This is a genomic window from Mycobacterium sp. (assembly GCF_049280035.1).
In the GTDB taxonomy this organism is placed as follows: domain Bacteria; phylum Actinomycetota; class Actinomycetes; order Mycobacteriales; family Mycobacteriaceae; genus Mycobacterium.
This window is the reverse complement of sequence record NZ_JBAPPI010000688.1, coordinates 1-11,915: the sequence shown is the minus strand read 5'-3', so window position 1 is coordinate 11,915 and position 11,915 is coordinate 1. Positions and strand designations below refer to the sequence as shown.

The 11,915-nt window shown below is 64.7% G+C and carries 9 protein-coding genes; 5 read left to right on the top strand and 4 right to left on the bottom strand.

Annotated elements, in window-relative coordinates:
* Positions 1 to 74: 74 nt before the first annotated feature.
* Both WAN71_RS22055 and WAN71_RS22050 read right to left on the bottom strand, forming a co-directional pair.
* The gene (locus WAN71_RS22055) at positions 75 to 1,970 is read right to left on the bottom strand and encodes an ABC transporter ATP-binding protein (RefSeq protein ID WP_422227367.1); all 1,896 of its coding nucleotides are present in this window, start codon (positions 1,968 to 1,970) and stop codon (positions 75 to 77) included.
* Complete coding sequence (locus WAN71_RS22050; RefSeq protein WP_422227366.1) at positions 1,967 to 3,721, bottom strand: ABC transporter ATP-binding protein; 1,755 nt, start codon at positions 3,719 to 3,721, stop codon at positions 1,967 to 1,969. Before WAN71_RS22050 ends, WAN71_RS22055 begins: the two co-directional genes overlap by 4 nt.
* Positions 3,722 to 3,870: 149 nt before the next feature.
* On the opposite strand from WAN71_RS22050, the gene WAN71_RS22045 reads away from it, so the two are divergent.
* The 3 genes from WAN71_RS22045 to WAN71_RS22035 all read left to right on the top strand — a co-directional run bounded on the left by WAN71_RS22045 (position 3,871) and on the right by WAN71_RS22035 (position 5,933).
* The gene (locus WAN71_RS22045; RefSeq protein WP_422227368.1) at positions 3,871 to 4,407 is read left to right on the top strand and encodes a DUF3558 domain-containing protein; all 537 of its coding nucleotides are present in this window, start codon (positions 3,871 to 3,873) and stop codon (positions 4,405 to 4,407) included.
* Positions 4,404 to 4,961 carry a DUF3558 domain-containing protein gene (locus WAN71_RS22040; RefSeq protein WP_422227365.1) on the top strand — a complete coding sequence of 186 codons (558 nt, stop codon included), beginning with the start codon at positions 4,404 to 4,406 and terminating at the stop codon, positions 4,959 to 4,961. Before WAN71_RS22045 ends, WAN71_RS22040 begins: the two co-directional genes overlap by 4 nt.
* Positions 4,962 to 5,444: 483 nt before the next feature.
* On the top strand, positions 5,445 to 5,933 hold the full coding sequence (locus WAN71_RS22035) for a hypothetical protein (protein WP_422227364.1): 489 nt from the start codon (positions 5,445 to 5,447) through the stop codon (positions 5,931 to 5,933).
* Positions 5,934 to 5,946: 13 nt separating this feature from the next.
* Here WAN71_RS22035 and WAN71_RS22030 read toward each other — a convergent pair whose 3' ends face one another.
* Positions 5,947 to 6,453, bottom strand: a complete 507-nt coding sequence (locus WAN71_RS22030; RefSeq protein WP_422227363.1) for a SixA phosphatase family protein — start codon at positions 6,451 to 6,453, stop codon at positions 5,947 to 5,949.
* Between the two features lie 233 nt (positions 6,454 to 6,686).
* Here WAN71_RS22030 and WAN71_RS22025 point away from each other — a divergent pair, with 233 nt between their 5' ends.
* Both WAN71_RS22025 and WAN71_RS22020 read left to right on the top strand, forming a co-directional pair.
* Positions 6,687 to 7,853: a metallophosphoesterase family protein gene (locus tag WAN71_RS22025; protein ID WP_422227362.1), complete on the top strand. Its 1,167-nt coding sequence runs from the start codon at positions 6,687 to 6,689 to the stop codon at positions 7,851 to 7,853.
* Entirely contained in the window at positions 7,850 to 10,468 is a 2,619-nt protein-coding gene (locus WAN71_RS22020) for an AAA family ATPase (protein WP_422227361.1), read from the top strand. The genes WAN71_RS22025 and WAN71_RS22020 overlap by 4 nt, the downstream gene beginning before the upstream one ends.
* 21 nt (positions 10,469 to 10,489) lie before the next feature.
* Here the strand turns inward: WAN71_RS22020 and WAN71_RS22015 are convergent.
* A partial coding sequence (locus tag WAN71_RS22015) for an ABC transporter family substrate-binding protein (protein ID WP_422227360.1) occupies positions 10,490 to 11,915 on the bottom strand: 1,426 nt, incomplete at its 5' end.

Sequence of the window (11,915 nt, the reverse complement as noted above, 5' to 3'; positions counted from 1 at the left end):
GTGATATCGCATGCGTCGTCGTTTCTGAGCACCATCACATGGTCCGGTGCCGGTGCGGGTGTGACGGGTGGTAATTAGGCCCGAGTCATCGCGTAGTAGGTACCCCGTCGGGCCAGCAGCTCGCTGTGGTTGCCCCGCTCGACGATCTTGCCCGCCTGCATCACCAGGATCACATCAGCGTCCCGGATCGTCGAAAGACGATGCGCAATAATAAAACTCGTCCGATCACGACGAAGCTCATGGGTGGCCTTGGCTATCAGCAGCTCGGTGCGGGTGTCCACCGAACTGGTCGCCTCGTCGAGGATCAACAGCTGCGGCCGGGCAAGAAATGCCCGCGCAATGGTGATCAACTGCTTCTCGCCGGCGCTGATGTTGCTACCGGCGTCATTGACCCGGGTCTGGTACCCGTCGGGCAGCGTGTGCACGAACCGGTCGACGTACGCGGCCTTGGCCGCCTCGATCACGTCGTCGTCGCTGGCGTCCGGTCGACCGTAGGCGATGTTCTCGGCGATCGTTCCACCGAAGAGCCAGGTGTCTTGCAGCACCATGCCGATGCGGGATCGCAGCGAATGCCGGCTAATCGTGGTGATGTCGATGTCGTCGACCAGGATCCGGCCGGAGTCGACGTCGTAGAAGCGCATCAGCAAGTTCACCAGCGTGGTCTTGCCCACCCCGGTCGGTCCGACGATTGCCACCGTGCTGCCCGGTTCGGCGGTAAAGGAGAGATCGTCGATCACCGGGGTGCCGGGGCGATAGCCGAAGCTGACATGGTCGAATTCCACCCGCCCGGTTGGCCCTTCACCGTTGGGCGAGGGCAGTAATGCTTCGCGGTCCGGTGACTCTTCTGGCTCGTCTAGCAAGTCGAAAACCCGCTCGGCGCTGGCCACCCCGGACTGCAGGGTGTTGTACATCGAGGCGACCTGGTTCATCGGCGCGTTGAACTGGCGGACGTATTGGATGAACGCCTGGATGCTGCCGACTGTGATCTGACCGGTGGCCACCTGCACTCCACCCACCACCGCCACCGCGACGTAGCTGAGGTTGCCGATGAACCCAGTCGCCGGCGACACCAGACCGGAGATGAACTGCGCACCGAAACTGGCTTGGTACACGTCGTCGTTGAGCCGACGGAACTCGCCTTCGGCCGCCGCACTTTGGCCGAACGTCCGCACCACGGTGAAACCGCTGTAGGTCTCTTCGATGTGGGCGTTCAGCCGGCCGGTGTTGGTCCACTGCGCGACGAATAGTCGTTGTGAGCGTTGGGCAATCGCTCGAGTCGCGACCAACGCCAGCGGCACGGTCAGCAAGGTGATCCCGGTCAGCAGCGGCGAGATGGTCAGCATCATCGCCAACACCGTCACCACCGTCAGGACCGCGGACAGCAGCTGGGTGATCGTCATCGACAGCGACGTCTGGAGGTTGTCGATGTCGTTGGTGACTCGGCTGAGGACCTCGCCCCGTTGCCGGGAATCGAAGTAGGCCAGCGGCAGCCGGTGCAGCTTGTCCTCGACATCGCCGCGCAGCGCCTGCAGCGTCCGCCGGACGGTGACGTTCAGTAGCCGGGCCTGTGCCCAAATCAACAGCGCTGCGACAACATACATCACGAGAGCCAGTGTCAGGGTGTGGGCGACCGCGGCAAAGTCAACACCTCGACCTGGGACCACATTCATCCCGGACAACAGGTCGGCGAAGGTGTTGTTGCCATGAGCCCGCGCCGCCGCGACAGCCTGAGCCTTGGTGATACCGGCGGGCAGCTGGCGGCCCAGCACACCGCTGAACAGCAGGTCGGTGGCATGGCCGAGGATGCGCGGAACCACCACGCCAATGACCGTTCCGGCGATGCCCAAGACGATCACCGCGACGGCCGTCCGCCGTTGCGGCGCCAAGCGCTTCACCAGGCGGACGGCCGACCCTTTGAAGTCGCGGGAGCGCTGATTCGGGTATTGGGCAGTGCCCGTCGCCGCGCTCACCGTTGCCCTCCCACGTGAGAGTCCATCGACTGCGACTCGGCGAATTCCCGATAGGTCGGGCACTCCGCCAGCAGCGATTCGTGCGTACCTGTACCGATCACCCGCCCGTCGTCGACGACGACCACCTGATCGGCTTGGATAATGGTCGAGATGCGTTGCGCCACAACGATCACCGTCGCATCGGCGGCGATCTCGGCCAAAGCGGCGCGGACCCGCACATCGGTGTGCACATCGAGCGCGGAAAACGCGTCGTCGAACAGGTAGATCGCCGGACGGCGGATCACCGCCCGCGCGATCGCCAGCCGCTGCCGCTGCCCGCCGGAGAAATTGATACCGCCCTGAGCGACCCGCATCTGCAGCCCGTCATCGTGTGCTCGGACGAATTCGTCGGCATCCGCCACCCGCAGCGCGTCCCACATCTCGTCCTCGGTTACTTCGTGCCCCGGGGCCGCACCGATACGCAAATTGTTGGCGACGGTCCCGGAGAACAGGTAGCCGCGCTGCGGCACCAACCCGATTTCTGACCACAGCTCTTCGATATCGTGGTCGCGCACGTCGACACCGTCGACGAGGACGGCTCCGGATGTCACGTCGTACAACCGGCAGATCAGCGACACCAACGTCGACTTGCCGGAACCGGTGCTACCGACGATAGCGGTGGTGGTTCCGGGTAACGCGGTCAGCGAGACATCCTGCAGCACAGCGCGATCCGCGCCGGGATAGCGAAATGTCGCGCCGTCGAGGCGAACCACACCTCGCATGCCGGTGGCTGGCCGCAGCGGATTCTGCGGGCTGATCACTGCCGGCGTGAGCGACAACACCTCGGTGATCCGTTCCGCACACACCGCGGCACGCGGCAACACCATCACCGTCATCGTCGCCAGCAACACCGCCATCAGGATCTGCGTGAAGTAAACGAGAAACGCGATCAGGGATCCGACCTGCATCCGACCGCTGTCGATGCGCAGGCCGCCGAACCAGATCAGCGCCACGCTCGAGCAGTTGATGGTCAAGGTGGTCACCGGCAGCATCAACGCCTGCCAATTGCCCGCGCTCAGCGTGGTGTTCGCCAGCGTGAGGTTGGCCTCGCCGAACCGTCGACGTTCGAAGGGCTCGCGGGCGAACGCCCGGATCACCCGAACACCGGACAGCTGCTCGCGCATCACCCGGTTGATGTTGTCGATCAACCTCTGCATGCTGCGGAAGATCGGCATTGTATGGGCGATGATCCAGTAGTTGGCCACGACCAACACCGGCACGCTGACCACCAGCAGCCAGGACAGTCCAGCGTCCTGGTGGATGGCCATGATGACTCCGCCGACACACATAATCGGAGCGGTGACCAGCACCGTGCAGGTCATCTGCACCAGGAATTGGATCTGCCGAACGTCGTTGGTGGTGCGGATCAGCAGCGACGGCGCGCCGAACCGGGCGGTCTCATGCTCGGAGAACGTGGTGACTTGATGGAACATCGCTGAGCGGAGATCGCGGCCGAACCCCATCCCGGTCCGAGAGCCGAAGTAAACCGCGCCGACCGCGCACACCACCTGCAGCGCGGTGACCGCGAACATCACCATGCCGAGCCGCACGATCGTGGCGGTGTCGCCCTTGGCGATGCCGTCGTCGATGATCGTGGCATTCACTGTCGGCAGGTACAGCGAAGCCAGGGTGCTCACCAACTGCAGCGTCATCACCGCCGCCACCAGCCTTCGATACGGCCGGACGTACTGGCGCAGCAGTGCCAGGAGCATTTGGTAACTGTTGCACATCGGCACGGCTACGAGGCCCGCTGGTGGATAAGAAAGTACAGGTCACCGCGTGTGCAATGGTTGACTCAAGGTGCTGCCGCTACAGTGCATCCTGTGATCAGCAGAAGGCGCGCGTAGCCGTGCGGCGCAACATGGCGGCGCTGGCCCTGGCGGCAGCGACCTTGATTCCCGCGGTGGCCGCGTGCTCCGATTCCGGCTCGAACCACTCCCCGTCGACGCAGTCGACGGGGCCGGCGTCGGGGCAGGGGAACCACGGTCCGTTCTTCCCGCAGTGCGGCGGCATAGGCGACGAGACGGTAACCAAGCTGACGGAGGTGACTGGGCTGGTCAACACCGCCAAGAATTCGGTGGGCTGCCAGTGGCTCGCGGGCGGCGGCATTCTCGGCCCGCATTTCTCCTTCTCCTGGTATCGCGGGAGCCCGATCGGCCGGGAACGCAAGACCGAGGAGTTGTCGCGGTCGAGCGTGGAGGACATCAACATCGACGGCCACGGCGGCTTCGTCGCCGTCGGCAACGATCCGACGTTGGGCGACTCGCTGTGCGAGGTCGGCATCCAGTTCGCCGACGACTTCATCGAATGGTCGGTGAACTTCAGCCAGAAGCCGTTCCCCGATGCGTGCAACGTCGCCAAAGAGCTGGCCCGTCAGTCGATTGAGAACTCGAAATGAGAGGCACCGTGCGTGATCGGGTCCTCGTCGGCGTGGCAGTCATGGCCACTGCGGTGTCCCTACTGACCGGCTGCACGAGGTCGGTGGCCGGCACCGCGCAAAAAGCGGGCATGGGCGATGAGCCGCGCAATAACAACTCCGAGCAGCAGTACCCGAACCTGCAAAAGGAATGTGAGGTGCTCACCACCGACGTGCTGGCCAAGACGGTAGGCGCTGACCCTCAGGACATCCAAAGCACCTTCGTCGGCGCGATATGCCGGTGGCAGGCGGCCAACCCGGGCGGCCTGATCGATATCACCCGGTTCTGGTTCGAGCAAGGCAGCCTCGACAACGAACGCAAGGTCGCCCAGAACCTGAAGTATCAGATCGAAAACCGGTCGATCTCCGGTGTGGCGTCGATTGTGATGAGGCCGAACGACCCCAACGGCTCGTGCGGCGTCGCCAGCGACGCCGCGGGCGTGGTCGGGTGGTGGGTCAACCCGCAGGCGCCTGGTATCGACGCGTGCGCGCAGGCCATCAAGCTCATGGAGTTGACGCTTTCCACGAACTCCTAATGGCTCCGTGAAACCGTTGCTGCAGTGCGAGAGTTTTCCGATGCACGGTCGATAAGGCTTTGACCAGCAAAATCGTTGCGACGACGTGCGGTTTCTTGCGTCGCTAACTATCGCGGCACCGGCCGGGTGGCTGTCCGCTCGGAAACCGCGCCGGGATGGCCGGGTTTTGTGCCGATCTCAACGCGCTTCCTGTCCGGCGCCACGCGCGAGAATGACTGTCGCACTTGGGCTTAATGAGCCGGCGACGCCGAACGACCCCCAAAGCTACCCGCCATCAGGTGTGGACGATACCATCGACCAATGTCTGAGACGTCTCCCACAGAGCCAACCTCCGCGGCGCATGAAATTGAATCCTCCGCTGAACCTTCGCCCGAGTCTGACGCCCCAGCACCGGCCGTTGAGCCTTCGCCCGGGGCAGAAGCCAAAAATTCTTCTTCAGCCCCACATGCGTCGAAGTGGTCGCGGTGGCTCACACTGGCGGCCTTGCTGCTTGCCGTGATCGCCACGGCCGTTGCGGTAGTGGGCTGGTTCTACCCGCACAAGAGCGCATCGTCCGCGCCGACCTATACCGACCAACAAGTCAAAGACGCGAAAAAGCACATTTGTGAGACGTTCATACTCGTCGATCACGAGGTGGTCAGGAATGCTCGCCTGAAGAACCCGCCCGACGGCGGGCCGATCGGCGCGCTTTCGGTGGCGACTGCCGCACGGCTGGCGTTCTATAGCGGTGGCGCGTTCCTGCGAGACCGCGTGGCCCAAGAACCTGCGACCCCACCCGACCTAGCGAAATCGCTCAATGGCATGGCCTCAAATCTTGAGGATCTCGCCGTCGGCTATCTCGCCGGCTCGGCGGACTTCGCGATGGATCAGTTGCGGCAAAGTCTCGACGCCAAGATCAAAGCCTCGATCGACCTCATGGTGAGCGACGGCGCCGCCGAGCGCGAGGGCGACCGGACGAAGTGCAAGACGTAGACTTCGACTCAACTTAACGCGGCACGTGGAAATCGACTAGCTCAGCGGAACCGAGTTCGACGTCATTCCAGCTGCGGGTGAGCCGTAGTACCGCCATCGCCGAGGTCGGGAACTTCGTCGAGATGCGTTCGGCAGCATCGGCGTTGGAGCTATTGGCACCGGCCAAGCCCAGCGCCACCTGTGTCATCGTCGGCTCGTGTGCAACGACGAGCAGCACGCCGACGTCGTCACCGACGCGGGTGATCTCGTCGACCACAGTTCCGGGCACGGCTTCATAGAGTCGGTCGATGTAGCGAACCGGTGCGTCGATGGCCGTGTGTGCCAAGGTTTCCCGGGCCCGAGTCGCTGTCGAGCAGAGCACGGCGTCGATTGGATGCAGGTTGGCCCGCAGCCAGTCGCCGGCCAGCTCGGCTTCGCGCTGCCCGCGGGGTGCAAGTGGCCGGTCGTGGTCTGGGACCCCTTCGGGATAGGCCGACTTCGCATGCCTTAATAGGACCAGGGTGCGGTCTTGCTGGCTCACTCGATCGAGGTTACCGGCAGCGCTGTCGCTGATAGGCGGGCACAACGGGTATCGCCTGTTGCCTCCGCGGGACTGTTGTGGCTGATGTGACTTGTGGTTGTCGATGAGGTGACCCGCGCTGGTCAACGTTCGACCTGCCGATCGACGTCCCGAGACTTGTCGGCGCCGAGTCCTACACTCGCGGTGCCCGGTTGCAGACCGGGCGGACGTGAAGCAGAAGGGACGGGATCGCAATGCGATTCGTGCACACCGCCGACTGGCAACTCGGCATGACCCGTCACTTTCTCGCGGGCGAAGCGCAGCCGCGGTATTCGGCGGCGCGCCGCGACGCAGTGGCCGGTCTGGGTTCGCTGGCAGCGGAGGTCGATGCCGAGTTCGTCATGGTGGCCGGTGACGTCTTCGAACACAACCAGCTGGCTCCGCAGGTGATCAGTCAGTCGCTGGAAGCCATGCGCGCCATAAAGATTCCGGTCTACCTGCTGCCCGGCAACCACGACCCGCTGGACGCGTCTTCGGTGTACACCAGTGCCCTCTTCAAAGCCGAATGCCCAACCAACGTCAAGGTGCTCGACCGGCCCGGCGTCCACGAGGTTCGGCCCGGCCTGCAGATCGTCGCTGCGCCATGGCGATCCAAAGCGCCGACGGCCGACCTCGTTGCCGACGTGCTCAGGGATCTTGAAGGCCTGCCGGCCAACGGGATCACCCGGGTCCTGGTCGCCCACGGCGGCGTCGACGTGCTCGACCCCGATCCCACCAAGCCCTCGCTGATCCGGCTCGCCGGCCTGGAGGACGCGTTGGCCCGCGACGCGGTGCACTATGTCGCGCTGGGCGACAAACATTCGGTGACCGAAGTCGGTAGCAGCGGACGGGCGTGGTACTCCGGTTCGCCGGAGGTCACCAACTACGACGACGTCGAACCCGACCCCGGCCATGTGCTGGTCGTCGATATCGACGAGACGGATCCGCAGCGGCCCGTGATCGTCGAGGCCCCAAAGGTCGGTCGCTGGCGGTTTAGCACCCTGAGCCGTCACGTCGACAACAGCCGCGATATCGCCGACTTGGATCTGAACCTCGATCTGATGCCTGACAAAGACCGAACGGTGCTGCGGCTGGCCCTGATTGGTTCGCTGACGGTCACCGACCGGGCCGCGCTGGATGCCTGCCTGGACAAATACTCGCGGCTGTTCGCGTCGCTGCGGGTGTGGGATAGCCACAGCGATCTGGCGGTCATCCCGGCCGACGGCGAGTTCACCGACCTCGGCATCGGCGGGTTCGCTGCCGCGGCAGTCGAGGAACTGGTCGAAACGGCGCGCACCGGGGAGCCCGAGATCGCCGGCGACGCACAGGCAGCGCTGGCGCTGCTGTTGCGGCTGACCGATCGCGGTCGAGGTGCGGCATGAAGTTGCACCGGCTGGTCCTGGAGAATTACCGCGGTATCGACCGCCGCGAGATCGAATTCCCCGACCACGGCGTGGTCGTGGTGTCTGGCGCCAACGAAATCGGTAAGTCCTCGATGATCGAGGCGCTGGACCTGCTGCTGGAATCCAAGGACCGTTCGACGAAAAAAGAAGTCAAGCAGGTCAAGCCGACCCACGCCGACGTCGGATCCGAAGTTACCGCCGAAATCAGCACCGGCCCTTACCGTTTCGTGTATCACAAGCGCTTTCACAAGAAGTCTGAGACGCAGCTGACGGTCCTGGAGCCACGCCGCGAACAGCACAGCGGCGACGAAGCGCACGACCGGGTACAGGCCATGCTGGCCGAGACCGTCGACACCGAGCTCTGGCATGCCCAACGAGTGTTGCAGGCGGCGGCGACGGCGGCGGTGGATCTCTCGGGTTGCGACGCGTTGACCCGGGCGCTCGATATCGCGGCGGGCGACACCGCCACGCTGTCGGGCACTGAGCCGGTGCTGGTCGAGCGGATCGACGCCGAGTACGGCCGCTATTTCACCCCGACCGGTCGCGCCACCGGAGAGTGGTCTGCGGCCATCGCCGCGCTACACGGCGCCGAAGAGGAAGTACAGCGATGCGCCGCGGCCGTCGCCGAGGTCGACGACCGCGTACATCGGCACGCCGCATTGAGCGCCGAGCTGGCCGACTTGTCGCCGCTTCAGCAGGCAGCCGCGGTCCGGCAGACCGCCGCCCAAGCCGCCGCCGGCAAAATTGCGCAGCTCAGCGAACAGGTAAAAGAAGCCGAGTTGATCGCTGCTGCCGCCGCCGCGACCAGCACAGCATCGAAAGGCGCGCAGACCGAGCGGCTACGGCTACGCACCGAAACCGACACGCGCGCAGCGACAGTCGCGACCCTGGAAGCCGCAGCGCGAGAGGCCACCGAAGCCCAGGCGACGGCTCAAGAAGTCACCGTGGCGGCCGGTGCCGTGGTGGAGGAGGCCGACCAGCTGCTTGCCGCCGCCCAGCAGCGAGCCGAGGCCGCCCGGCGCATAGTCGACGAGGTGGCGCACCGCGACGAGGTCGAGAAGTTGGCAGCCCGGCTTACCAAAATCGACGCTACCCAACGTGACCGTGACCTGATCTCCGATGAGCTGTCGATAATTGCCCTGACCGACAACCTTTTCCAACAGATCGAGCGCGCCGCCGCAGCCGTCGAACGAGTCGAGGGCCAGCTCGCGTTGGTGTCGGCGACGGTGGAATTCGTCGCGGCCACCGACATCGAACTCGTCGTGGGTGACCAACGCGTGTCGCTGCCCGCGGGCCAGAGCTGGTCGACTACTGCGGGCGGCGCCACCGAAATCGAGGTTCCCGGTATCCTGACCGCGCGGTTCACTCCGGGCACGACGGCCCTCGATATTCAGGCCGAATACGCTGCAGCGCAACAAAACCTGGCGGCCGTACTGGCGGCGGCGCAGGTCGCTGACGTGGCCGCGGCGCGAAGCACCGATCAGCGCCGCCGTGAACTGCTGAACCGCCGCGACCAGACGGCCGCGACCCTGGTGGCGTTGTGCGGCGACGACGAGGCCGAGCAGTTGCGCGACAGGCTGGCTGAGTTGCGCGCCCAGGAGCCATACGCCGGCGACATCGCAATGGATGCCACCGCCGCCCGTGCCGAGCTCGAAGAGGCCGACGCGGCCCGTGTCAAAGCGGGCGCAGACCTCGAGACGCACCGCAAGGTCGCGGCTGCCGCCGCGGCTAAACTCACCGAAACATCAACGCAAGCAACTCTTTCAAACGACAAACTCACTACTCAACGTGCCGAGCTGGCCGCGGTCGCTGACCGGCTGACCCAGCAGCGCGCAGTCGCCACCGACGAAGCACTGGAGGCCAACGCCGCCAAGGATCTGGGAGCGGCGCAAGCGGCAGCAGGCCGAGTCGCCGAATTGTCCGAACAGGTAGCCGCCGCAGCACCCGACGCTGTAGCCGCCGAACTGGTTGACGCCACCGAGGCGGCCGCGGCATTGCAAACCCGCCACGACGATATCGCCCACACGTTGCACGAGATCAGCGTGGAGCTGACCCTATTCGGCACCGAGGGGCGCAAGGGCAAGCTCGATGCCGCCGAAGCTGCGCGCGAACACGCGCGAAGCGAGCATGCCCGGGTTGGTTGCCGGGCACGCGCTGTCGAGTTGCTGCGGACGGTGATGGTCCGCCACCGCGACACCACGCGGCTGCGCTACGTCGAGCCGTTCCGTGCCGAGTTGCGGCGACTCGGGCGTCCCGTCTTCGGCCCCAGTTTCGAGGTCGACATCGACACCGACCTGTGCATCCTCAACCGCACTGTCGACGGTTGCACCGTGCCCTATGAATCGCTGTCGGGCGGGGCGAAAGAGCAACTCGGCATCCTGGCACGACTGGCCGGAGCAGCGCTGGTCGCCAAAGAGGACGCCGTCCCGATTCTGATCGATGATGCACTCGGCTTCACCGATCCGGAACGGTTGGCCAAGATGGCAGAAGTTTTCGACACACTGGGCGAGCGCGGACAGGTAATTGTATTGACCTGTACGCCAACTCGATACGACGGCGTCAAGGGCGCACAACGTATCGAGTTGTGCGCATAGCGATCCCGGCGGTCAGTTACCTCAGCGCATGAATCCGATCGCGGTGTAATCCACGTCAGCCAGCCCGGGCGCGCCGAAGTTGGCCAGGCTGGTGCGCACCGCGATGTCGCCGGGCGACTGGAACAGCGGCAGGTTGAAGCCTTCCCGCCAGATCATCGTGTCGACCTGGTTAGCGAGATCGCGCGCCGCATTCTCGTCGAGCTCCGACAGCGTCTGATCGATCTTGGCGTCAATGCTGGCATTACCGATCCTGCCGAAGTTGCCCTCACCGTCCGAGGTGTAAATCTGCGGCAGTGCGGACAGCGGGAAAGCGTTACCCACCCATCCGAATTGCACGATGTCGAAGTCGCCGACGCTCACGTACTGGTTGAAAAAACCATTGCCGGCTTTGACGTCGAGCATCAGCTTGACACCGATCTGTGCCAGGTTCTGTTGGGCAACCAGGGCGATCTGCCGGGCGGCCGGCGAGTCGTAAAGCACGTCACGGACGACGAGCTGCTTACCGTCCTTTTCCCGCACCGCCCCGTTAAGCTTCCAGCCCTGCGCATCCAAGTCTCTGCGGGCCTGGTCAGGGTTGTAAGCTGCTGGCGCACTGTTGTTTTGATAGCCCACCTGGCCGACGACGTAAACGTGATTGTCCAGCGGCGCCGGATGACTGGTCAGGCCGTGCTGAACGACATTGACAATCGCTTGGCGGTCAATCCCTTTGCAGATTGCCAGCCGCAGCTTGTCGTCAGACAGGATGGATCCGGATGCGCCGTTGAAGGTCATGTGATACCAGGTCGGTGCCGGCGCGCTGCGGATCACGACTCCCGGGGTTCGCTCGGCTGTGACCATATCGTCCAGCGAGCCGACGCCGGCAGCATCGATCGCGTTGTTTTGTAGGGCGGGGATGACGGCGGTGGAGTCGAGCACCAGGAACGTGATGGAGTTGAGTCGCGGCTTGCGGCCCCACCAGCGGGGATTGCGGGTCAGCACAATGCGCTGCGCGCTGCGGTTGATCATGGACACGATGAACGGTCCGGCCGACGGCCCGGGGGCGTCGAGTTGGCCCTTGTTGAAGGCGTCCGGGTTCTCCGTCATGCTGCGGGGTTGCATGCCCCCGGCGAACATCCCGCGCCACTCCGCGTAGGGCTGGGCGAAGGTGATCACCGCCTGGCGATCGTCAACGCCTCTGGTCACCGACTTCACCCGTTCGAAGCCGGCTCTGCTGGCGATCAAGTAGCGCTTGTCGCGGCCGCTGCACGCGTCGACCTCGGCTTTGAGGTCTTCCCAAGTGATCGGGGTGCCGTCGCTCCACACCGCGTTCGGGTTGATCGTGAGAGTGACGACCTGCGGGCTGGCATTGGTCAGCTCGGCAGCCGTGAAATAGTCGGTGTTGAGCTTCAGCGACCCGTCGGCCTGGGTGATGAACGCCCCCGGCAGCGTCGGCGTGACAATCGAAGCG

Coding starts and splice junctions, on each gene's coding strand:
- WAN71_RS22050 (WP_422227366.1), bottom strand. CDS start 3,721: ATGCTCCTGGCACTGCTGCGCCAGTACGTCCGGCCGTATCGAAGGCTG.
- WAN71_RS22045 (WP_422227368.1), top strand. CDS start 3,871: ATGGCGGCGCTGGCCCTGGCGGCAGCGACCTTGATTCCCGCGGTGGCC.
- WAN71_RS22040 (WP_422227365.1), top strand. CDS start 4,404: ATGAGAGGCACCGTGCGTGATCGGGTCCTCGTCGGCGTGGCAGTCATG.
- WAN71_RS22025 (WP_422227362.1), top strand. CDS start 6,687: ATGCGATTCGTGCACACCGCCGACTGGCAACTCGGCATGACCCGTCAC.
- WAN71_RS22020 (WP_422227361.1), top strand. CDS start 7,850: ATGAAGTTGCACCGGCTGGTCCTGGAGAATTACCGCGGTATCGACCGC.